The sequence below is a fragment of the Bradyrhizobium sp. UFLA06-24 genome (genome assembly GCF_054967145.1).
In genome coordinates this window covers 49,812-71,415 of sequence record NZ_JADFUE010000035.1, presented here as the reverse complement: position 1 = coordinate 71,415, position 21,604 = coordinate 49,812, and the positions used below count along the sequence as shown (strand labels likewise).

The 21,604-nt window shown below is 56.2% G+C and carries 24 protein-coding genes and 2 pseudogenes; 12 read left to right on the top strand and 14 right to left on the bottom strand.

All coding sequences use genetic code 11. The features are described from left to right. The 6 genes from IF809_RS25075 to IF809_RS25050 all read right to left on the bottom strand — a co-directional run. The coding region (locus IF809_RS25075) for a plasmid mobilization protein (protein WP_462838858.1) at positions 1–255 on the bottom strand (255 nt) is incomplete at its 3' end. A gap of 502 nt (positions 256–757) precedes the next feature. Next, the gene (locus IF809_RS25070) at positions 758–2,653 is read right to left on the bottom strand and encodes a UvrD-helicase domain-containing protein (RefSeq protein WP_462838857.1); all 1,896 of its coding nucleotides are present in this window, start codon (positions 2,651–2,653) and stop codon (positions 758–760) included. Then, positions 2,650–4,968 carry an AAA family ATPase gene (locus tag IF809_RS25065; protein ID WP_462838856.1) on the bottom strand — a complete coding sequence of 773 codons (2,319 nt, stop codon included), beginning with the start codon at positions 4,966–4,968 and terminating at the stop codon, positions 2,650–2,652. Before IF809_RS25065 ends, IF809_RS25070 begins: the two co-directional genes overlap by 4 nt. Before the next feature lie 251 nt (positions 4,969–5,219). Continuing rightward, on the bottom strand, positions 5,220–6,344 hold the full coding sequence (locus tag IF809_RS25060; RefSeq protein ID WP_462838855.1) for a site-specific integrase: 1,125 nt from the start codon (positions 6,342–6,344) through the stop codon (positions 5,220–5,222). After that, positions 6,341–6,589, bottom strand: a complete 249-nt coding sequence (locus IF809_RS25055) for an XRE family transcriptional regulator (RefSeq protein ID WP_462838854.1) — start codon at positions 6,587–6,589, stop codon at positions 6,341–6,343. The genes IF809_RS25060 and IF809_RS25055 overlap by 4 nt, the downstream gene beginning before the upstream one ends. Then, a complete protein-coding gene (locus IF809_RS25050; RefSeq protein WP_462838853.1) occupies positions 6,589–6,756 on the bottom strand; it encodes an Arc family DNA-binding protein in 168 nt (55 codons plus the stop codon). Before IF809_RS25050 ends, IF809_RS25055 begins: the two co-directional genes overlap by 1 nt. An 85-nt stretch (positions 6,757–6,841) precedes the next feature. On the opposite strand from IF809_RS25050, the gene IF809_RS25045 reads away from it, so the two are divergent. Together IF809_RS25045 and IF809_RS25040 are read left to right on the top strand one after the other, a co-directional pair. Continuing rightward, positions 6,842–7,195, top strand: a complete 354-nt coding sequence (locus IF809_RS25045; RefSeq protein ID WP_462838852.1) for an Arc family DNA-binding protein — start codon at positions 6,842–6,844, stop codon at positions 7,193–7,195. Between the two features lie 126 nt (positions 7,196–7,321). Further along, complete coding sequence (locus IF809_RS25040) at positions 7,322–7,612, top strand: hypothetical protein (RefSeq protein ID WP_462838860.1); 291 nt, start codon at positions 7,322–7,324, stop codon at positions 7,610–7,612. Between the two features lie 7 nt (positions 7,613–7,619). On the opposite strand, the gene IF809_RS25035 is transcribed toward IF809_RS25040, so the two are convergent. Then, positions 7,620–7,847, bottom strand: coding sequence for a hypothetical protein (locus IF809_RS25035; protein ID WP_462838851.1), 228 nt, complete (start codon positions 7,845–7,847; stop codon positions 7,620–7,622). A gap of 855 nt (positions 7,848–8,702) precedes the next feature. Here IF809_RS25035 and IF809_RS25030 point away from each other — a divergent pair. The 5 genes and pseudogenes from IF809_RS25030 (at position 8,703) to IF809_RS25010 (ending at position 11,832) form a co-directional block, all read left to right on the top strand. After that, positions 8,703–8,834 carry a hypothetical protein gene (locus IF809_RS25030; protein WP_462838850.1) on the top strand — a complete coding sequence of 44 codons (132 nt, stop codon included), beginning with the start codon at positions 8,703–8,705 and terminating at the stop codon, positions 8,832–8,834. A 545-nt stretch (positions 8,835–9,379) separates the two neighbouring features. Then, positions 9,380–9,529, top strand: a pseudogene (locus IF809_RS25025) (PEPxxWA-CTERM sorting domain-containing protein); the annotation flags it as partial. Between the two features lie 34 nt (positions 9,530–9,563). Further along, entirely contained in the window at positions 9,564–10,172 is a 609-nt protein-coding gene (locus IF809_RS25020; protein ID WP_462838849.1) for a PEP-CTERM sorting domain-containing protein, read from the top strand. Further along, positions 10,169–10,894: a PEP-CTERM sorting domain-containing protein gene (locus IF809_RS25015; protein ID WP_462838848.1), complete on the top strand. Its 726-nt coding sequence runs from the start codon at positions 10,169–10,171 to the stop codon at positions 10,892–10,894. The genes IF809_RS25020 and IF809_RS25015 overlap by 4 nt, the downstream gene beginning before the upstream one ends. 281 nt (positions 10,895–11,175) lie before the next feature. Further along, a complete protein-coding gene (locus IF809_RS25010) occupies positions 11,176–11,832 on the top strand; it encodes a hypothetical protein (RefSeq protein ID WP_462838847.1) in 657 nt (218 codons plus the stop codon). A gap of 100 nt (positions 11,833–11,932) precedes the next feature. On the opposite strand, the gene IF809_RS25005 is transcribed toward IF809_RS25010, so the two are convergent. Both IF809_RS25005 and IF809_RS25000 read right to left on the bottom strand, forming a co-directional pair. Beyond that, a complete protein-coding gene (locus tag IF809_RS25005) occupies positions 11,933–12,469 on the bottom strand; it encodes an ion channel (protein ID WP_462838846.1) in 537 nt (178 codons plus the stop codon). 71 nt (positions 12,470–12,540) lie between these two features. Then, positions 12,541–12,870, bottom strand: a pseudogene (locus IF809_RS25000) (transposase); the annotation flags it as partial. Here IF809_RS25000 and IF809_RS24995 point away from each other — a divergent pair. Both IF809_RS24995 and IF809_RS24990 read left to right on the top strand, forming a co-directional pair. Next, positions 12,846–13,037 carry a DUF6471 domain-containing protein gene (locus tag IF809_RS24995; RefSeq protein ID WP_462838845.1) on the top strand — a complete coding sequence of 64 codons (192 nt, stop codon included), beginning with the start codon at positions 12,846–12,848 and terminating at the stop codon, positions 13,035–13,037. The pseudogene IF809_RS25000 and the gene IF809_RS24995 sit on opposite strands and share 25 nt — an antisense overlap. A gap of 12 nt (positions 13,038–13,049) precedes the next feature. Then, positions 13,050–13,994, top strand: coding sequence for a hypothetical protein (locus IF809_RS24990; protein WP_462838844.1), 945 nt, complete (start codon positions 13,050–13,052; stop codon positions 13,992–13,994). A 228-nt stretch (positions 13,995–14,222) separates the two neighbouring features. Here IF809_RS24990 and IF809_RS24985 read toward each other — a convergent pair whose 3' ends face one another. Both IF809_RS24985 and IF809_RS24980 read right to left on the bottom strand, forming a co-directional pair. Continuing rightward, complete coding sequence (locus IF809_RS24985; RefSeq protein WP_462838843.1) at positions 14,223–14,810, bottom strand: hypothetical protein; 588 nt, start codon at positions 14,808–14,810, stop codon at positions 14,223–14,225. Further along, positions 14,807–15,208, bottom strand: a complete 402-nt coding sequence (locus IF809_RS24980; protein WP_462838842.1) for a hypothetical protein — start codon at positions 15,206–15,208, stop codon at positions 14,807–14,809. The genes IF809_RS24985 and IF809_RS24980 overlap by 4 nt, the downstream gene beginning before the upstream one ends. Before the next feature lie 654 nt (positions 15,209–15,862). Here IF809_RS24980 and IF809_RS24975 point away from each other — a divergent pair. Continuing rightward, positions 15,863–16,150 (top strand): hypothetical protein, encoded by a 288-nt coding sequence (locus IF809_RS24975; RefSeq protein ID WP_462838841.1) that lies wholly within the window; start codon positions 15,863–15,865, stop codon positions 16,148–16,150. Positions 16,151–16,242: 92 nt separating this feature from the next. Here IF809_RS24975 and IF809_RS24970 read toward each other — a convergent pair whose 3' ends face one another. The 3 genes from IF809_RS24970 to IF809_RS24960 all read right to left on the bottom strand — a co-directional run bounded on the left by IF809_RS24970 (position 16,243) and on the right by IF809_RS24960 (position 18,981). Continuing rightward, complete coding sequence (locus tag IF809_RS24970) at positions 16,243–16,353, bottom strand: LysM peptidoglycan-binding domain-containing protein (protein ID WP_462838840.1); 111 nt, start codon at positions 16,351–16,353, stop codon at positions 16,243–16,245. 138 nt (positions 16,354–16,491) lie between these two features. Continuing rightward, positions 16,492–17,193, bottom strand: a complete 702-nt coding sequence (locus IF809_RS24965) for a recombinase family protein (protein WP_462838839.1) — start codon at positions 17,191–17,193, stop codon at positions 16,492–16,494. 642 nt (positions 17,194–17,835) lie between these two features. Next, positions 17,836–18,981, bottom strand: a complete 1,146-nt coding sequence (locus tag IF809_RS24960; RefSeq protein WP_462838838.1) for a bifunctional DNA primase/polymerase — start codon at positions 18,979–18,981, stop codon at positions 17,836–17,838. A gap of 776 nt (positions 18,982–19,757) precedes the next feature. Between IF809_RS24960 and IF809_RS24955 the strand changes: the two genes are divergently transcribed. Together IF809_RS24955 and IF809_RS24950 are read left to right on the top strand one after the other, a co-directional pair. After that, positions 19,758–20,693 carry a hypothetical protein gene (locus tag IF809_RS24955; RefSeq protein ID WP_462838837.1) on the top strand — a complete coding sequence of 312 codons (936 nt, stop codon included), beginning with the start codon at positions 19,758–19,760 and terminating at the stop codon, positions 20,691–20,693. A 574-nt stretch (positions 20,694–21,267) separates the two neighbouring features. Then, positions 21,268–21,585 carry a hypothetical protein gene (locus IF809_RS24950; protein ID WP_453980291.1) on the top strand — a complete coding sequence of 106 codons (318 nt, stop codon included), beginning with the start codon at positions 21,268–21,270 and terminating at the stop codon, positions 21,583–21,585. Positions 21,586–21,604 lie beyond the last annotated feature (19 nt).

Below are 21,604 nucleotides of genomic sequence, written 5' to 3'. Positions count from 1 at the left end.
TTGATGCAGATGCCGGACAAGCTGGTTGAGATTGTTCCCGAGGCGAACGAGCTGGTTATGAACGAGCCGCTTGATGCTGCTCTGCTCAGGCGGCGCCGATGGTGCTGTCTGCGTGGTGAGCAGAACCGCGCGGCCGTAATGAACTGGTCGCATGCCCAGCGACCTCGCGCGCAATACGATGCTTTCGTATTCCGCAGCCGTCAGGCTCAGATTAAGCTGTTTGTCGCGCGGTTCTGATTTACGAGGCCGAACCATGTCTACTTCCTTGGCTGAGCGAATGCGTCCTGGGGTTTGGGGGCCATATTCACCGGCCCCCAACGAGAGTGTTTGCACTAGGCAAACACACATCTCGCTACTCTCTCAGCCAATTTAAGATTCAGTCCTCGTCACCTCCATCGAAACGATTTGTATTCTCAAACATTCCCAACCGTCATTGATAATCACATCGGGATTATTTTTTCATAGACAGTTGAGAGGGGTAGAAAGAATTGGATTGAGATCAGAATGCGTATTGGCTCATCAGCAGTTAACAAGCAAAGCGATTGAACTTTACTCAGGACAATTACGTGTCGGCTTTTGATTTACGGGTTCGTCAGAACCCGGACTAGGCCCGCGCCAATGAGCGGGGGTTGGCCGTCAAGGCCGCCGCGGAGCGGCGCTCGCCTCGGCCTTGACGGCCTGGGGGCCGCAGGCCCTACACGTTTTAAACGTGTTGAGAAAGCTCACCTAATGCTTCTGCTGATGTTGACGGACGAAATCACCCGACAACTTCAATTTCCTCGTTAGAGAACCATCCCCGTTTTATCAACTGCTCGCGGGCGCTCTCGGCGTCGTCGGAATAATATACGACGGCAAGACTTTCCTTGGCGCGGCTACATGTGACGTAAAACAGACGACGGGTGCGATCAACAGAGCTATCTTTTCCTGATGCCTCATTCTCTAGATCCGTCTTGGTCTTTCCTTTAATTCCCATAAGCTTACCGTAGCTAAACATAAATCCACGAGCTTCCTCATCATTGATGACCACCATCACACGTGGAAATTCAAGACCTTTAACACCTTGGTGTGTATCGAATTGCGAGATCCCTCGCACATATCGATCAAATTTTTCGATTTGATCAAAAGGTGCTTCAAGAGCGAGCCGCCATGCTCCAGTTTCGGACTTCGCGTCCTCGACAGCCTCATCATCGACAGATGCGATGTCTTGCATCTCATCGTCAGAGGTCGAGAAAGGGACCAAAACATCAGGAATTGTGAAGAGATTGGTTTTGGCAACATATTTTAGAACTGAACGTAACGATGGCGAAGGCTCATCGAATAGTAGCGTTCGTAGACCATCGCAGGCAGCTTTAGCCTGGTCGAGCAGTTTGCGCTGGTCGGTTTGTGCGGCCTGAAGCGCATCGCGATCGAGGATCGGAGAGGTCCTTCGAACTGAAGCAGCAATGGCAAAGCGGTCATTTGCGGCCAGTGCCTTTGCTAAGGGCAACAGTTCGCGAGTGAAAAAGCCGATGCCAGCCCCAGTTCCTTCAAGCAGACTCGTCCGCATGCGCTCGAAACCGTAGAGAGGAGCAAAAAACCCTTCAAAACCGCAGCGCCGGGCCGACATCAAATGCTCGAGCGCAAGCGACTTTATTTTGTCGTTTCCAGCAGCCCAATCCTCATCACCAGTGATAATCGCCATTCGTTTTGCAATGTCTGTCTCCAGCTTCGAAGGATTAGCAACGGTCTCAGGGGCAAGAAATATCCGAACGACACCTGTCTTTGCATCGCTCCTCCAGCGCTGCACCTGCTGATCATCATCTTCGCGGACCTTATTTATCAAAGTTACGACTCTGATTGGACAACGATGGTTCATGATCTTTCGCGGGCGCGCCCAGCTGACTGGAATGGCTTCAGCGAGCCGCTCCTTGCCGTCCGCATAAATCCGCTGCATGGTGTCGCCAAAAAGTCCTAAGCAGAAGCTATCCGGAAAACCAGATTGCAGATTGAGAACAGCATCCATAAATGGCCGGGCAGTGTCCTGACTTTCGTCAATGAGTAGGATCGGAAACCGCGTTGTGACAAGCTGACGTAAGCCAGGCTTGGTTGTCAAAAACTCTGATGTCATGGCGATTACTTCGGCATGATTAAGAGCGTCTCGCGTTCGATTGTCGCCCGTCGGGCTGTAAATGAAGCGCTTGATGTTATCGAGGTTTAATAGGCGTCTCTGCTTGTTGTCGATCGAACGAGCTCTATCCGATGCGGCCTTCGACCCCGCGCGGCCCTTTAATTGTTGCTGCTCAAGGTCGGAAATGTCTTCCCTTAGATTATTAGCCACCCACCTGCGGATGTCATTATCGTAGCCATGGATCAGGAACCAGGCGAAGGCATGTATCGTAGACACTTCCACTCTCGGATCAAACTCAAGCCTTTGCTTAATCTCGTCGCAGGCTGCGTTCGTATAAGTAATGACGCCGACTTTCTGGCCCGTCTTTGAAAGAATGCTGCCTTGATTGCGGCAGACATGACGAATTGCTTCTACGAGAGAGCGCGTCTTTCCTGATCCAGCACCTGCATAAAGAAAAAAGCTTCGTGGTGCGGATAGATTTAGGCAAGCTTGTATGGTGGAATCTGCCTCGGCATCTGTCTTGTCATTGTCGCTCGTGGCAGTCATACCTTCGCTTCTCCGTCCTTCGGAAGGATATCTACCTGCTTCTTCTTAAGTCGGGCCTGCAGCCACACGAGGCCCTCTGCAATGTAGGACGGTACTTTAATCGTATCGAAGTTTTTGGCGTCGATCACTCCAAGTGCGAATTCTGCTTTTTTGCTGTTTTCTAGAGCATCATACAGGCCTTTGCCGACAGTTGCGGCATCACCGCCCATTTGAATCGCTTCGCGAAACTTTCGGATGAGCCCGCCGCCCTCCAGCTTTGAGAAGAACTCAAGATTTTCGAAGGCAAGCGCGTCTTCAAAAGTATATGGTTGTGCAATCTCGCTCTTTGCTGAAGTCAATAGCTGAACTTTTAGGGGGACTTGATAAGCGGCACGGACCGCAAAGAGCTGATCGTCAGAGTTCTCTGATATTTTGGCCTTCTCATCGGCATTCATTAGAGCGTCGACATCTGAGAGCTTCGGCACCCACGTCTTTAACGTGTCATTGTTCGTCTTTTGGCCGGCGCTTTTTTGCGGCTGTGCGGACCTGCCCGTGGCGTCAACCGAATCCAGATCGGTAATGATAAGCGTCAAAAGGCCGAGACAATCGATGAGCGGTTTGAGGCGATGCGCGTGACTGCCGCCGATCTCCAATAACGTTACATAGCTCTGATTCAAGCGCTCATAATTATTTCGGATTAAATTAGGTAATAACATACGTTCCGCCGGCCCTTCGACCAGAATGGCAGCGTCGGCGAAGAAAAGATCGGCGTGGTGTGCTCGCAGGTAGCGCGTGACAAACCGTTGTGTCTCGTCCTTTGTTCCGAAGACTTCTTGAAGGTTAATGACCGTCGAGACCGGGATTCGCGCTGCCATACCAGCCGGAAGCCGTCTGAAATAACGGAGGTTCGCGAATGGGATTTCGTGAGCGACGTGACTTGAGTGTGTGCTGACAATCAATTGAGTTCGAAATGTTTGGCTGCTCTTGAGGTCGTCGTGTTGGCGAAGAACATCATAGGCCTTCTTGACAAATACCTGCTGCACTTGAGCATGAAGATGAGCTTCAGGCTCCTCAATGAGTACAAGGTGGAGGGGCTCAATTTCTAGGCTCTGAATTGCTTTAGATGCCTTGCCCACGCGCATCCAGGAATCACGAAAGCTCATCAGCCGAAAAATCATTGAGATCAGGTTCTGGTAGCCTAATCCGTTATTGTTTTCCGGAAGGCGCAGCAAAGGCGTGACCTCACCTTCAATGCTGGTAACGTCGACAGTAAACGTGACGGCGGCCGCATGATTTAGTCCGTCAATCGCTTTCAAGCGGGTCGAAACCTTTGGACGTGGATCACTGACACCAGGATAGCCCATACCCTCAACCTCCCGGAACGCTTCGGCAAAGCTCTCGGTCAGACGTTGATCGAATGCGTCTTGCGCAGCTTCAATTGCTTGGAGGGCACCAAGGTCTTTCGCATCTGGGCCTTTGGTCGGGTCAAGGTGTTTTGAATAGTAGCTGCGGAGTTGGTCCGATAGTCGAGTTCCTGCGGGGCCCGACGACGCCCCGTCGTCGTCATCCTTCACTGTCTCTTCACCGAAGCCGCGCTGTGCAGGAATGTCATGAACGCGGACTAGACCTTTTAGCGGATCGCCATCTATGGGTAGGGATGAGGCTGTTAGGGGCTGGAGTTGCGCTTGAGATTTAACCGGTGCTTTGAGCTGTGACGGATCCAAAGTGTATGCGCGAAGCTTGAAATGCCGAGACAAGCGACGGCTGAGATAGTCAACCAGAGTTGACGGCCAGAGAGTGAGCTTTGCCTGTTCGACGGGGTCGCTATTGCCCTCAGCCTGCGCTGCAACTTGTTGCGCTGACGCGGTTGCCTTCAAATTGGCGGCTTCGGCTATGGCTACAGTGAAATCCTTATAAAGAGCCGAAAGATCGTCAGGCTCGTAACGCAAGCGGACGCCGAGTGCCCCGCCTTCCCAATCCAGCGTCGGAATCAAGTCGCGAACCCGATGCATCTCGCCGGAACCTACATTGAGCCACAGATCCAAAGTGGGAAGTACAGACTCCCACAGAGCAATATCCAGACTGATAACTTCATTTGCTTGACTGGCGTTGATCCAGCTTTGTCCGATGGCATCAATCGATGGCCAATGGCAGAGCGTAAAGTCATGAAGCTCGAAAGGACAGCGTTGGGGAACGAGAAACCGCCTTAGAGCGAGCATTGCGGAAGACTTGCCGCTGTTGTTTGCGCCAACGAAGAGCGTCGTTGTTTCTGAGAAATCAACGCGAGTGGCTAGTAGTTTTCTGAAATTAGCGACTTCAATAAACTTGATGTGCAAGACATGCCCCGGGACGAATCTGGCTTGAGCCTAGATTCTAGCCAGCCCGCCCGTTTTCACAACCATCAGTAGATATTTCGGGCAAAACCATACTTTGCGCGTGCAGTCCGGCCCTTACTTCTATACCTTTGCGACTAATGCGATCTCTGAGAACCCGACTCTATTCCGAATCTGTTCAAAAGTTTCCCGTACTTCCCGACTCGGTGCGATACATAACGTTCGATACGTATCCAAAAAGGCCCACCACGCAGCTATTCGGGCCTTGATTTATCACGATTATTCTTTCGTTTCGTCTCATTGGCGTTCTCAGTCCCCGAAAGTGAGACACTTTTCCGGTTCCTGTAGTCGTCCAGACGTTGAAAAGCGTTGGCCGACATCGTTCGCTTGTTAGCCTTCCGAATGTAAATCTCTGCCGTCTCGAGTTTCGACCACCCGAAGATGGCGCACATCTCGGACGCGGTCGCGCCACTCTCAGCCAATGCCACGGCAGCGGCCTTGCGGAGGCCATGGGCGGTGCACTGGGGCAGCTGCGCAGTGTCGCACCAGTCCCTGAACTTGTTTCCCAAGCCGTTAATGGTGAACGTGGCGCCGGCCTCGTTGAGAAGGTAGGTAGCGGGCCCGGCTGCAATCAGCGCCGCAGCCAGATCGCGCGAGATCGGAACGTCAATGGTTCGGCGCGTCTTCTCTTTCTGCCGGCCCTTGTGAGCTATGAACCTGAGTCGCCCCTCGATCTGATGCTGCCTGCCGATCTGGCAGACGTCGGAGATGCGGGCACCAACGTTAAGGGCGAGCTCCAGCGCAAGCCGCGCCTTGGTGCCGATGGCGTGACACTCCCTGTATTTGGCTATTTCCTGGTCCGTCCACGTATGCCAGCCCTCGGTGTCGTGGATCTTCTCCACACCGGCAGCGGGATTGGATGTCGCGTGCTTGTTCTTGATGGCCCATGCGAACAGCGCCCGAAGGTACTTCACCAGCTTGTCGGCAGCGGCCGGTGTATCCCGTCGCTTATCCTGGCTGCGCTCGACATCCTCGCGCCGATATGCCGCATATGGTAGGTCGCCAGCCGTCTTGCAGAAGCGGTCAAGCACGCTGCGCTTGTCTGCCTGCGTCAGAGGGTCGAAATTCTTGAACTTGGCCGATCGATAGTACTGGTCCACCAGCCAATAGAACGTCTTCTCTCGCGGCATCGCAGGCGGTGCAGTGATCTCGCCGTCGAGCTTCGCCAAAGCCTCGAAATACGCGGTCATGAACTCTGGCCTGATGCCCCCATTGGCATCCTCAAGCTCTTCCCTGATGCGGATCTTCCTGTGCCCCGGCTTGCGCAGGTACCAGCGACCGCGATCCTCAATGCAGTATTTCAGCCGGGCTTTGATCATGCCACGACACCATCAAACGGATTGTTGGCCAGCTGTCCGTCGCGGAGACGCTCCCACGCCTCGCGAACCTCTTGCGTGTCCCAAAGAACAACGCCGTCGATCTTGCGCCCCTTTGGCATCCGGCCGTCGGAGACCCATTCGTCAAACTTCGTCGCCGATACCGCAACGGCTGCCGCCGCCTCGTCCCGCCGCAAGGCAAAACGAGGTAGCGAAAACTCGCGTGAGGATCGCGCGCCGCGGGACATCAGGCTTCTGCCCGTACCTGCTGCGCGGCTTCCATCCGTTCTCGGATGCAACGCACGATTTCGCTGTTCTGCGATGCCCCGGTGCGCTCCGCTTCGCGCACGAGCCATTCCTTGGCGTCCCTTGGAAGACGAACGACCATTTCGGCTCTTTCGGTACGTTTCTGCATGACACTGCCCTGTAAGCGATATAGGGTAGTACCACCGTGCGACTATGAAAGCAAGAGACGACTAGCACGGTGCTATGAGGGGCTGATGGCCAAGCAAAAACCGAGCACCAGCAAAAGGGCAGGGCGTGGATCTGATCAATTCATGGTCCGACTCCCGGATGGGATGAGAGACTTCATTGCGGAAATGGCGGAAAAAAACGGACGATCAATGAACGCGGAGATCGTCAGTGCACTGGCTGCACATATGCTTCGGGCTGAGTTCAGACCCCTTCCACCCAGTGTGGTCGAGATGATGAACATCGCGATCGCGGAGCGAATTCGACAGGGCGAGACCCAAAGGGCCCTTCGCGATATCGGTCAGAAGCTTGAAAGGGTCGCGAAGGAACTGGATCGGGTCGTCGCCGATTCGCGAGGGTCGGGAGAGGGCCGAGGAGAGTAAAGAAGCGCGCCAGCGAGGGCTAGCGGCCCATGGCCGTCCACACCCACGACACAGTAGCCCCCGCGCGCTCCGAGCTACCACTAATCGATAATTTGACTCTAGCGGGTGCCGCGCTTCGATGGCGGTATGCCTCGCCGCGCCCAACGCCAAACGCCTACACACGCCGACGGTCGACCGATGAAGATCACCTTCGGCGAGATGCGCGCGATGGGGATAAGCGGTGTGCTGGTCTATTGCCATTGCGGGCATCACGTCGCGCTGGACTCCGATCGCTGGCTAGACAGTATGCGGTTATCCGACCTCGAGTCACGCTTCGTCTGTCAGGCGTGCGGTTATAGAGGCGCCGACGTTCGACCCGACTTTGAGCGAGGCGACCAGCGGTTAGCGATTAAAAGCTCGAAACAGGCCGCCAAATGAGGCGGCCTTACACTTGCGGTGGGCTGATTTCGCGTATCGTAAGCTCAGTCAGAGCAATGGCGTCAGTGACGCCTTGTCGCTGGAGATCGACCATTTTCTTTGCAACCAAAGCGCAAATCGGGTCGTCCCGGTCTACCAAGCCGATTTTTCGGATAGCGTGCTTGAACGCTATTTCTAAAACGTGCTGCTGTTCGGGCGTAAGTTGAATGTCTGCGAGCAATCGCGAGATCGGCATAGCCGCGCTCCCTGTATGAGTAGGGCGGGAGCGCAATAGGTCTCTCGGTCACCGAAAGTAGCCACGATCCGAGCGGTGATGCCGAATACAATGCGCCTTTTCCCGGGAGGTTGCGAGTCAAATATTAACTTAGGTCACCACGCACCTCGTTCACGACACTGACGCGGCTTTAATCTTCTCTGAAATTACCAAAAGTTCCCGGTCAGAAGCCTATCACTTTCGCTGCCTCACACCAGCGTAGCGGCGCCCGTGAGCTTACGGGGGATTATCGGAATTCGGCAACTTTGCGCCGTTCCAGATTTAACCCGCAGTGCAGGCATCAAGATTAACCAGGGAGTTAAGGTGTGGAGTTGCCGCGCCTTGCTAGGCTGCGGCATGGCACGAGCGCAACCATATCCCCGCGCTTCTGAAGCCGATCTCCGCAGTCTTTACGAAGAGTGTCGTCGGTTAAAGGCGGAAGTGGAGCGCCTGGAGCAAGAGCTTGGCCTCCGACGGACCATCAGCCCGCCCGTCGACCTTCCTACTGCACCGTCATCGCAGCGCCGATCGCCGACACGATGAGAGTAACTCGCGCGCCTAGCTCATCGCGATCGCTGAGAGAGCCATGCACAGGAAGTAGACGGCAGCGAGGGTGAGGCCAACAACGCGGGCTTCTTTTCGGCTATCCACCAGCGCCTCCATCTGGCCGGTCCCGACGCAACGGGGCAATGCGACATTGCGTCGGGCGCCCACTCCTCCAGCCCGCAAACTGCGGACGCAATGCATCAACCGGAGATGATTTAGATGCGTTCCGCCAATTGCGACTTTGTCCCGCGCGATGGTTAATGATTGACTCAGCCGCGACGGGAAGCTCGAATGCAATTTTTCGGGACGTCATTGCAAATGAGCTATTTGGCAGAATTGGAAGCTGGGCATTGGTTCATCGTCGCGGGCTGCATCATGGTCATTGCCGGATCGGTCGGGATGTTTAGGAAAAAGCCGGATTGACTCAACCGCTGCGGGAAGCTGGAATGGGGCTTTTAGAGTGAGGTGTAATCATGCGTCGATTTTGGCAATCGATTGCGGCAACCTCGTTCATTTTCCTCGGCGGAATCCCAGCTCACGCTGAGATTAACGCGTCCATCTATGCATATCCGATCAACGTCCACTTAGGCGGTACTGTCAACGTGGCTTTGCAAGCGGATTACTTCCCCGAAGTCATCCCCTATTCTGGTCCTGGTACCTACTACGGCATCGTAGACGACTTTGGTGTTTTCGGTTTCGGATCTTTCGATGCGCCGGGTTCTGAGCAGCAGCACTTTTCCGCTATGTATTGGTGGGAAAACTTTGGAGGCGGGTATTTTCCCGTCGCACAGTTCACTTACGACAAGCCCGGACACTATCGGATCGACTACAGCTATGGGTTCAATGGATCGGCGAGTATTTGGGGCATCGTCGTTTACGACGACCCAAATATAACCTGGCCAACGGTTTATCTGAATACGGTACCTGAGAGCGTGTCGGGCTCTGGCAGATTTGCGATTACAGTGGATGTCCCAGAGCCATCCACCTGGGCGATGATAATCGTCGGCTTCGCCGGGCTTGGCTTCATGGCTTACCAGCGCAAGACCAACGCGCTAAGACCTCGCTTAATCCCTCATCTTCGCTTCGCTTCGCGCGACTCAACCAGGCGAGTACGCTGAAATTGGCCACATCGCGTTTTTGGAGTTCTTTGGCATGCGGAAATTTATTTTCATCTTGCTCACGCTGATCGCTTCAGAGCCGGTGAGCGCGGCCGTCATTTCCCAAACGAACATTCATGTGGGTGATAGCGTCACCCTCACATTTGCGGATCTTGCCGATCCCGATTTACCGATGCCAACAGCATCCCCAGGCACCACGCTCTCGATCAATTTCGTTGATTGGCAGCTGCAGACACTGCAATCGATAACAGCTGCTGGATCTGACATTCCGTATTTCTTGGCCTACGCCTGCAGTGCAAGCGCATTCGTGTCATGTAACCCGGACATCGGGACGACAAGGCCATTTGTGACATTCCGCTATGACACCGCTGGCACGTATTCGATCGACTTTAACCTGACAAAAACTCTTGCCGATCTCCTTGGTTACGTGACTTTCGACGATCAGGGCATGCCCGTTTCAGGTGGTCTCTGGGGAAGTCAAAATATCGTTTCCGACGAAGGCTCGTTCACCGTTGTCGTCACTGGTGTCCCAGAACTATCCACGTGGGCCATGATGCTCTTCGGCCTTGCCGGCATAGGGCTCACAGCGCGCCGGCGGAACACTGCCTCGCCGTTTCGGCGCTCTATTAGGGTGTGGGAATGAATTTTATGCGCTGCTTCTTTGCCTCTCTTCTTGCTCTGCTGGTCGCCGAGGTACCGGTCACCGCGTTGGCAATGACCTATTCGGTTACATACGACGCAAGGCTGTACGGCGAAAGTTTCGATCCAGCAGGAATATTCGGACCGTCGAACTCAGCTCTCGATGGTCACACGATTCAAATGACGTTTGGCGTGGATACCTCCAAAGGAAATTATGCGGTTCTTGCTTTCCCGAGTGGCAAAGTTTTCGGCGACGAAATTGAAGGAGGAACATACTATCAGGGCAAGGGTGTGGACGCGGCCTATCTTGTATCTCCGGTGAGTGCTTCGTTTTCGATTAACGGAAAAACCAAGCAGTTCCAGGGCTCCTATCTCGGAATCGCCGAGGCGCACCAGGTTGTCTCGCGAGATGGCGCGGTATTTGCTCATTCTTATTTCGACGCAAACGATGGTCAGAGCGGCATTTTTGCCAACCTCATAAGCGATACTGGGCTCATCCCTGGATCAATTTACACGCCGTATGCTGGGCCAACTGGTGACAATCCCCTTCTCACGGGCTTCTTTCAATACGGTGATGCATTCGGTTTTTTTACTTCGGGTCCAATTCCGCCGAGTGCTCCAGAGCCTTCCACATGGGCCATGCTGCTGATCGGATTCGCCGGCATCGCGTTGCTGACACGGCGACGCGCTGGGCGTGCAGTGCCAAATGCGGCGATCCGTGCTTAGAATCCGACCGTGTGAGTTCCCCCGCCGGACGAAGGCGAACTGATCGATCCGCCATTCATGTTGTTATTGCCCATCTCGATCGAGTTAGTCGCATTCACCGCGCTCGTGCCAAAGACCAAGCCTCGCAGCATCGCATGGTCGATCGGCGGACGTCACATTGATGGTCTGCTGCGCATTGGTCTGCGATTGAAGAGCGAAATCAGCGAAACCCCGGCATTAGGGCGCAAACGCCACAAGCAATTTGAACGGTCGCCGCCACCTCCACCGCAAAGGAGATCACCATGGCGCGACATCGCCCGACACAGAACCCGTACACTCGCCCCGCCATCTTTACGCTTGAGCGGCTTCACGCCGAGCTGGGTGGCGCGATCTTGGAGAACCGACAGAAGTACGAGGAGCTAAGTGAGCAGATGCGGCAGGTTGAAGCCGTCATCAAAATGCTGGACCCGAACTACAACTTGGCTGGCATCGCCGTGAAGCGGCGGAAGCCGAACAAGCGGTTCAAGCGGGTCACTCTTTATAGAAGGGCTGTGGACGTGCTCAGGACGGCACCGGAGCCCATGACAGCGCAAGAGCTAGCCGCCGCCATCCTTGCCGCCCATGGCGTGCAGGATGCCTCCAAGGAGGACGCGCAGAACGTCGCGCTGGGGATTCAGCACAGCCTTGCCGACCCCGATGGCAGGGGGTTGAGCGGGTTGGCGAGTCTCGGCCATATCGCTGGAGGCTTTTTGATGCACCTCAAAATGAGCCCACTTTCGGCCGTACATAGGTCACAGGGTAAGCGCTTTCCAATGGTTAATTTTTGGTTGAATCTGTTGGAAATATTTGAATTCACCCCATTTAAAGGTGAACCGATCAGCCTCCAGAGGGAACAAACTGATTGCGTTCGCTATTCAGTTGGAGGAGTATGCCTCCATTGCAACTTCCAGTGCGGATGAATTTCAGGTGGGAGAGCGCCAATGACCGCATGGCTGTATGAACGAACCCATTGGATTGTCGATAAGGAGCGCCCGTCTAAGACGGTGGCGCGTATCGCAGCTATTGTGCTTTCATTGTTGCCGTTGGTGATGGCCTTTGTGATCCTGAAGAAGTAGAGCGCTTTTCACAAAGAATAGCCGTTCCCAATCCAACCGAAATTCCGAAGAATACGTACCCCAATAACGCCTGAATTGCGGCAATCAATCGCAATTCAGGCGGTGGCGTGAAATCACCATACCCCAGCGTTGTCCACGTAATGACAGAGAAATAAAGCGCGCTCTGTCCGTCATCGATCAGAGACGTGGGATTGCCTCCATACAGCAATCCAAATCCTCGATAGATCCCTGCAAAAACAAAGATCAGGGTGGCGCTCTGGATTAGAAGCGCAAGTACTGTTCTCTTTGGGCCCAGATCATGAATTCTGAAGCCTATGAACGACACTACTGTTGCCATTAATACAGCAGAGATCGTCAGATAGCAGATACTTAGGTTGTCGTGGAAGTCAGCGGGATTGAACACAAACGCTGCTACCGCGAGAACGACATTGCCGACCAGCGGGAAAATGACAAAAAGTAGCGTGCTTTGGAATCGTCGCATGGCAATGTACTAACTACCTGAAATTGTGACCGCATACTGCCAGCGTGCCCAGTCCTTGAAAAGGGAAAATCCTACGAATTGTGCCTCTGCCAGTAGCCAGTGAAGTCCACCGACTTGCCCGCTTCAAGGCCAGCTCCGCAACCCGCTCGGCCTGATCGCCATTCGAGACACGGCGGTTGTCTTCCCGCCATGACGACTCCCTGCGCATATCGGAGCAAGTACGGCCCTGCGATGTGGTGGTGAATGCCGATCTCGCCGCGACGGAGGCGGCTGAAATACTCCTCAGCCCAATTGGTGCAGGCACCGTCGAGGCTGTACGCCTCCTGATGGTTGATGCGCTTCACCTCGAAACGCTCATGAAGGTGATCCCAAGCTGATGCTTCGTCGGCATGAACCGTCGACCGAAGTCACCTATGCCGAGCTGGCGAAGCGGCTCAAAAAGCATGGCCTCAAGGAAACCGAGGCATCGATCACTAACAAGCTAGCACCCGGGACTTTTCCCGCGACATTCTTCCTTGCGTGTATTGCAGCGCTGGAACTCGAAGGAGTAGCATTGGAGGAGATTTAGCCGGGGCTTAGTTTGTCATATCGAGAAAGACTATTTTGGCTGAGCGTTGGTTTCGCCTTTGTCGTCGGGTTTTTGGCGCTCATCCCCGCTCAGTATGAAATATGCGAAGTAGCTGAAAAGACCAAGGAAGAACACTGCGCCGCTTATCAAGTAGCCCCATTCGTCGGAATGAAGGTCGGCCAATTTCTTGACAAAGCAGGCGGTGCCATCACCGCGCTTGCTACCATTGCTATTGCAATCTTCACGCTCACGCTTAAGCGGGCCACTGACAAACTCTGGGCTTCTAGTGAGGGGCAAATTGAAATCGCCCGCCAGTCGGCTGTTGCAGCCCAACAGTCGGCTGCAATAGCTAACAGATCTCTGATAGGAATAGATCGACCCATCATCATCCCGGAGAAAATCGATTGGTTCAAACACCCTCAATTTGATCCCAGGCGGGCCGCCTTCAAAATCACGCTCCATAATATCGGGAGACAACCAGGGTTCGTCACTCTCGCGCATGCAAGGTTTGCAATACAAAAAGACGCTACCCCTCCAGATTGGGAGTGGGAAATCAGGCCCGATGGAGCCTACTGCAATGTCGATTACGCGGGAGAGATCGTGATCCCAACTGGGGAATCTAAACCGATATACTGCATGAGAACTGATAATATTACTCCGGAAGAGATATCCGGTCTTAACGATGCCAGCCTTTATGGATTTTTGTCGATAACCATCTTTTACACTGATGCTGTCGGCTATGCTCGCATGAGCTCTTACATTTTCGTAGGCCGCCCCCCTTGTCCAGGGGGGCAAATTTGGCGCCTCATGAGCGCCGACAGAACAGCAAACTATACCGATGAGAACCAGAGAGAAATGGTGAAGTCCTTCCTTATGGTGGACTCTGCCCTTCTTCGTGGAGAAATATTGGACGCTAATGGCGTTGCAACACCAGCGCCAAAGAATTCCCAGTCTTAGCCCGCGCATCGTTCATTCCTCTTCTGAATGAACGCATTGTGGCGTTTGCGCCATAATACCGCGAAAGCCGAGCTCGTCCCCGAGATGTTGAGATTGGGAGTCGTATATGCGGCAACCGCAGACACCTTAATGTAGACCGGGCCGGAGATATTCAGCGTTCCTATCGTGGGGCCAGCCCCAGGATTGAACAGGAAGCCCTGTCCCGTACCGGCTGAGCGCCCGTTGATGTTAACGGTCACAATGTCTGGCCGCTTCGGGCTCTGGCCTCGGTCTCAGTTGCACGACTGCCGGAGGCTGAGCGCGAGGCGCATCCGGTAGCACCGGTGCACTCGGCTGCTGCGCCTCCAGATTACGAATCTGTGCCTCCTGGCGCCCGATGACCAAGCTCTGCTCGAGGCACTTCGCGCGGAGTTCGACCAACTCCCTCGACTGCGCCTCGCGCCATCCGGCGAATGGTCCCGTGTCGGGTGGCGGCTCATCGTCGACGACCTCCTCGCCATGCAACTTCGCCGTAAGGCGATGCAGCTGATCGAGCTCGGTGTCGTTTAGGCGCACGAACTCTATGCGAAACGGATGGTCGTCGGTGCCGGTCGACGGGAGCAGTTTCTCCAGCTGTTCCGTAGCGGTGGTCATCCGCCCGATATCGATGAGCTCCCCCTCGAGCTGGGCGGCCTGCAGTCGGTCGATCTCGATCCGAAGCGCCACAGCCCGATCGAGACGGACTGATTGAGCAGAGGTAAGGGCTTCTACGTCGTACCCCAACATGACCGCAGTTTCCTGCCGGACCCGCTGAAACACGGCGTTGGCGTCGCTCATGCCTCGGACCCCCCGTGGCGGGCCAGCAATGGCGACCAGCCCGGACGCGCAGCCTTGATCTTGGATGCCTTCGTCCTCAAGACACTGAGGATCCGCCGGGCCTCACTGTTGATGCGGACGAGGCTGTCGCTGTCGATCGCGGCGCCGCTCACCACGTCGCTTGAGAGACGCTCAGCGGCCAAAGTCAGCCCCGCAGCCTGCCGGACGAGAGCCTCATCAACGTCTGACAGATCACGACCCAGCTCGGACCGATAGCTCCGGACCAGTTCCCGATATCGCCGGCCGGCAGCCGATCGCATGTCGATCCCCACAGGCAGCAAGCGGCTGCCGTTGGAAATCTTGTCCCGGGAGTTTGCCCGAAAGGGACGCATGACTTGTGCATCATCTAACGAATCCATGCACGAAATATGCACGAACTCGCCGCAAAATGCAACAGATCTTCTAAATGTGGTAGTCACGCGCGTGTGGTGCCGCTACGGACGGTAGGTGGCGATCCTCCTACAGACGCAGCCTGCTCCGACATCTCAAGGCGTCCACCGGACGTGGCGAAACTCCGGCATGCCTTTGTCCGTTATCTGCACGGAGGTGAGATTCGATGCCCACGAACAACCCGCCGAAGCTGAGCAAAAGCGAGCTATATGAGATGCTGCGCCAAGCCGTGCGCAACACCGGCCCTCAAGCAAAACGACGGCCCAGCGACCAGAAACCGGCACAGAGCAGCTCGAAGTTGCGCAAGCGCTCCCGGAGGCCATAACTGCCGCCACAAGGCAGTGCGCACCGTCGGCTCAGAGAGCGAACTTCACTCCTGAAAGTCCGGAACGGCAGCCGGCCTGAGAGGTTGCTTTGAGCAAACTCAAGGGAAGGTGCGATGACTGAGAATGCGAAGAAGGAGCTGGCGATCTTCAGCGTGGGAACGTTGGTCGCGCTGCCCGTGCTGGGCGGTGTCGGGCTGACCCTCCTAGGAATCGTGGGCTGGTGAGCCGGGCGCGGAGTTGGTGTCCGGAACTGAGGCCTTTGAGTGACGTTGAATCCGCTTAGAGGAGAATACAATCATGAATCTGAAACTCTTGGCTGCCGCCGCGGCGGTGGCGACTTTGATAGCTGCACCCGCGGAAGCGCGCGTCGTGCACCATCGGGGCCACTACTACGGCCACCACTATGGCGTCGGTCCTGTAGGCGCCGCCGCTGGCCTCGCTGGCATGGCTATCGGAACGGCTGGCGCTATTGCGACCGCACCCTTCCGTCACAGCTACGCGTATGATCGCGGCTACTATGATCGCCCCTACGGGTACGGCGAGCCCTATTACGAGCGCCGGGAATATTACGGGCCAGAGTGGTAACAAAACGAAGGCGCGAGATCGCCTCGTTCAAAGCCCCGAACAAAGCTGTCCGGGGCTTTTGTTTGTTCAACGATCTATGAAGAGAAACGGGGTTACAGCAGGCTGATCATGCTGACGTTGACGCCGTAGCTCCTAGCGATTGAGGCCAGCGTCTCGCCGTTTGCGCGGCGCTGGAGCGCCTCGAGCGCCTCCTGGTGCTGCAACGTTGGCTTACCTGAGCCCGAAAAACGAGAGGATCACGCCGATCACGACGATGAGTCCGACAAGGTAGATCAATCCATTCATTGCGCTTCCTCCTTTGCCTTGGAGGGACAATGGAATCTTCAGAGCTTGGTTCCGATCTAGGACGAGCAACCCAACCGCTCCAGCACGCGCTTGACCTGCACGGCGGACCAACGGCCCGACCCGCGCGCCGTGGGGATCGCCTGAGCATTTAGCCCTTCGGCAATAGCCCTGAGGCTCGTTCTCCCGGCCTCCTGTAGGGCTTTGATCGCCGGAGCAAGGTCTGCCGCCCTCTGTGCTGTACGCGCGTGGAGGGCCGCCTTAGATGCTCGCTGCATCTTCGCCGTCGGCTTTACACCGCGGTTGCCACCCAGCTTGACCCCACGGCGCTTTGCAGCGGCGAGCGCCTTTTTCGTGCGATCAGAGATCAGACCGGCCTCGAGCTCCGCCACAGCGACCATCTGCTGCAACATAAATCGGCCTTGGGCGCCTTCAATCTGCGGGAGATCGGCAAATCGCACATCGACGCCAGCCTCGAGGAGGCGCGATAGAAAGGCCACAGAGCGTGTCAGTCGATCGACCTTGCTGACCACCAGCGATGCGCGGTGAAGCCGCGCAGCAGCCAGCGCCTTGTCCAGCGCGGGCCTATCCGAACGCTTGCCGGATTCGACTTCGGTGTATTCGTCGACGATCTGCCAATCGCCGCCGTTGAGGTAGGTCGCGACAGCGGCCCTCTGCGCCTCCAGGCCAAGACCGCTCTTGCCCTGCTTGCCGGTGGAGACCCTATAGTAGCAGACGAACTTGCCGCTGTTCTGTGCCATGAGCCCGTTACAAACATGTCAACGTTCGTTGAGGACTTTGTAACGGACGCACCGCGGCTGTCAAGACGAGTGTCGGGGGACCTTTTCTGGAACGACGTAGCGCAAAGCGTCGGAGGACAGGATCTCTCCGACGTCTCTACTCCAACATTCCAAACTGGCCTCGGCATCTCCCCCGGGTGCCGGGGCCTTTTCACGGCCAGATTTTTTAATCGCGGGGGTAGCCGACCGATTCTTTGATATTTTTTCAAGATGTGCCCCTCGCGGGCCTGGGCGTTTGGGGCCCAGGAAAATGGGGGCGGCAGTTGGGTCAGTATGTTACTTCTGCCCTAACAACTTGCCTGTCCGAACGTCGACCAGGTGGATGCGGGCACATGCCGGGCAAGTGATAACGACTTGCGAGCCCCCGGCCTCCTCGGGAGTGTCAGGAAGCGAGTGCTGCACGCTCATCCCCGTACGGGGACACTGGATGAGGATAGGGTGGCTCATTGCTCCTTTTTACTCTCGCCGACCGAAGCTCGCACCTCGGGTGGATTACGTAGGGAGCGGCGCGGCGGACCGTCCAAATGTCTCGGGCGGCTGGCACGGCCTCCAATGCTATCTCTCCTAACTACTGGGCGGGGGGCGGCGGGGGTGGCCGCGGTGTTACTTGGAGGATAGGGTATCGAAAATCGAAGGCCATTCTTCGTGCGGGAACAGCTCTTCGAACGCGGTCGGCCCCCATCGGTACAACGCGGCGACCCCCCTCGTTGGCTTCCTGATCATCTGTATCCAGCCTTCTTCGAGCAGGCGCCGTCGGTAATGGCGCAATTTGAGTACCGACCACCAATCCTTCAGGTGAGGCCCGACCAGCCCGTCTGCGACCATAAATCCTGTTGAGTGGGGCCTATTCTGCTCCTTCAGCCAGGAGATGAGCGCAAGCATCGGAGGGTCGCCCACGAGCGACTGCATCCAATTTCTCCTTTGATACCCGGCGCCGAACTGGTTCTTGTGCTCGAGCGTCAGTTTCCACCAGTAGTCAACCTTTGCCCTTACCCAGCTCTCAAGCTGGGGTTCGGGGAATTGGGCGTTGATGCCGAGCGCTTCGACCATGGCCTGGTCCCGGTCACCGCCGTCTAGAAATACGCGCCGGCACAGTCGTGCGATTGGGCGCACTATTGCGGCGTCGCGATCGCCTGATTGCACCTGGCTAAAGTCGACGTCAGGCGAGGACAGCGTGCCGATATCGTCGGGCGGCACCACCGGATCTTCGAGCTCTGTCTTATAGGCCCGATCAGGCAAGCCCTTAATGACCGGCAGTTCGTCGCGGTGGGCGAGCACCTGCTCGAGCGTCATTCCGCCGACAAACACGTAGTCCCCGCCGGCGGTGACGCTGGGCGGTGATATGCTGTATCCGCCGCCCCCGCACAGATCGACCTTGAGATCGTCCCACGGACGAGCATTGGCGCGACCTGGCTGGCCCGTTAGTCGGCGCTCACCGTTGTATCGGTAGAGGCCATGAAGCTTCCCCGATGCGGTCACCGCCATAACAGGCGTGTAACCAGCGCGGCGGAAAACCTCTTCCTCGATCCCGCGCTCGTCGATATCGAGCCGCACAATTCCGCTTTGGCGGCCGTCAGGAGCGCCAAGGGCATCGGCATCGGGCCGTTGTCGAAACCACGCCATCGATCGCGACACCGTCAGCTCGGCAACAGTGAAATTGCCGACGGAGGGGCGCTTGTTACGGCCTAGCGGAATTGCTGGGATATTGAAGCGCGCGTAGGTCTCAGCGGCAGCAAGTGCAAGTCCCATCGTCGTCTATCCTCGTTATCTGCGAGGTGGCGACGCGGAGATCCTTGAAAATCACAGTATGCTGTGGCATCTTGATCTTTGGTGAACGTCACTGCCTCTAGTTTCAACGCCTCCGGATTTGCCGCCGGAGGCGTTGTCGTTTTCAGTTCGAAATCCGTGTGTGCGAGTGCCGCGTGCTGTGCTCGAGCCAGACGTCGCGAGCGAAGTTGTGTGACGGGTGGCGCGCGTCATCGTGCCAGACAGACCAGCCGCCTGTTTCGTCTTGCACGATTGGCTCGGTTGGATACGGCATCACCGCGGCAACGGCACGGCGGGCTTGCGCGGGCGGAAGCGAAGGCGGTCGATCATGCCGAGATCGTCCGCTGAGACAAACATCTGGAAATATCGGGATTTCCGGCTGTCTCATGATGCGCTAAGTGCTTATATTCACTTGGGCGCCACAGTCCTGCCGGGCCCACCAGCCTTCGCTCGCTTCGCGAGCTTCGGCTCGGAAGCCAGTGCCACACATCAGAAGCGAAGGGAGTGAAGGCTGCCGCGCCGAAGCCCAAAGGGCAAAGGCGGGCTGGGCCGATAAGCGCAAAGCGTGGTGTCCGGCGTAGCTGGAGCGAAGCGGAAGCGTAGACGGAGTGCTGCAGCGAGCTTCGGCTGGGCAAGCGGGGCCAAACATCAAAAGCCACGGGTTGTTCAAATCCTGTGGATTGCGCGCACAACCAGATGAATGCGGCACAACTAGCGGGAGGCAATATGCCTTAATGCACCTTTCTTGAGGGGCATAAATGAGGTACGCATTTGTTGTTGGCTTTCTGTCGCTACCGCTTGGAGCATGCGGCACGGTTTTCGATCCTTCAAAGCTCGCAAGCGCTTCAGGTCAAGCACTATCCACCGGATTGACTTCGCAGATTGATCGAGAGCGCGCACTTGTTTCGGAGCTGCAATCAGACGACGAAACCCTTCGCTTCCTGTCGAAGGGACATTACAGCTGTGACGATCCTGTTCAGATAGCCAGCCTGCTTGATAACGATCCAGCCAAAGTCGTGTCTGGAATCAAGATCGACAAGAGATTTGTGAAGGCACAGAAGTTCGTCGATGGCTACCTGAACGCGTTAAACGCAATCGTCGCGCAGAATAAAAACGAGCAGGAAACTGCCGATGCTATTTCCGGAATTTCGAGCTCGATCGCAAGTCTCGCGCCTAATGCCGCTGTTGCCAAAGCTGCAATCGGTCCGCTTACAACAGTGATTAAGGACGGCATTACGGAGTTTAACGTATACGCGATGAAGAAAGTCGCCTTCGATATGGAGCCGACCCTCGAAGCTGCCATCGGCGTTATCAAAAAGCTTTACCCTGCGTATTCCGCCGCCGAAACCGAACTATATAAAAGGTGGAATTCTTGCGCGCTGGAGAAGCTCAGATACATTCGAGATGAACCCAGCGGAGGGGTGGTCAAGTACGAACCCTACAGCTTCGTCTTTGGCAAGAATAGCGGCATTGAACTGGACGCGGCGTACAAAGACTACATTGCGAAGCGATCGACATTGCGTTCGTCTCCCCTCAAGGACGTCGTATTTGACGCAGTGATCACCGAGAACAAGAAGCTCATAGCGGGCGATTTCAGCGTTCAGTCGGTGGATGCGAGTCTCAAGCAGCTTGTCACCCTTAAGGCTGACTTTCAGAGCGCTTTAACGGCTGTTCAACCGTTGGTGTCCCGTTAGAAAGCACATGCCTCTTCTTCCTCGATGGCTGCATCGACACGGAGCCCCTTCACCGCAGATCTGCATAGCCGCGTTTGAACCAACAACCAGCGATAAGAGAGAGCGAACGAAGACTACGGTGACTGCGCGCAACCACCAGGCGCCGCAATGCCTACACTCGTCAATTGAGTGCATTGCCACGGCAGTACTGACGAATCCTGACGGCTACCCCGGCGGACGATATTCAGGAGGACAGACCGTCTCTCCCAAGGCCGCTCTGCTGCACGGAGCGGTCACTACGGTGCCTCGCTGAGGCCGGGTGAGCACGAGATACGCCAGCGCTACCGCAACAGCAGCAGCTACACCCGCGATCAGCCATCGCAACCTCATGACCCTGCCCGACGGTGTTCCCCGAGCGGCATGTCAGTAGCCTTTCGTTCGCGCTCCTCCGAGGCTGTTGAAGATCCGTCGGCCCCGCCAGGTTCCAGCCCGACGATAACCCGTTCCTTCCCAGGACGCCCGCCTCAGCTCCCCCGCGCGATGGGAACGTCGAAAGCTGCGGGTCGTTGACCCCTGCTGAAACTGGAGGACAGAGATGAAAATTGTTCCAAGCATTGGATTGATTGCAGCGTCGCTCGTCGCGGCTGCGGTGGCTTCTCCGAGCTTTGCTCAAGGGCCGGGTCCCGGACCCTGCACGAGCTCGGGCAACAGCGCAGTCGGCGTGGAAGGCCCCGCGATGAACGGCGGTCAGTTGATGGCCGGCGTCGGAAACTGTCGTCATCGCCACGCCAGGTGGCGGGACAGCTACGGCTATTATCGGGCGCCGGCCCGCACCGTTTATGATCGCGACTATTACGATCGCGGATATGACGGCCCCGGTGTCACCATCGGCGTCGGACCCGATCGCTGGTAAAGCCCAAGCGGAGGCCGCC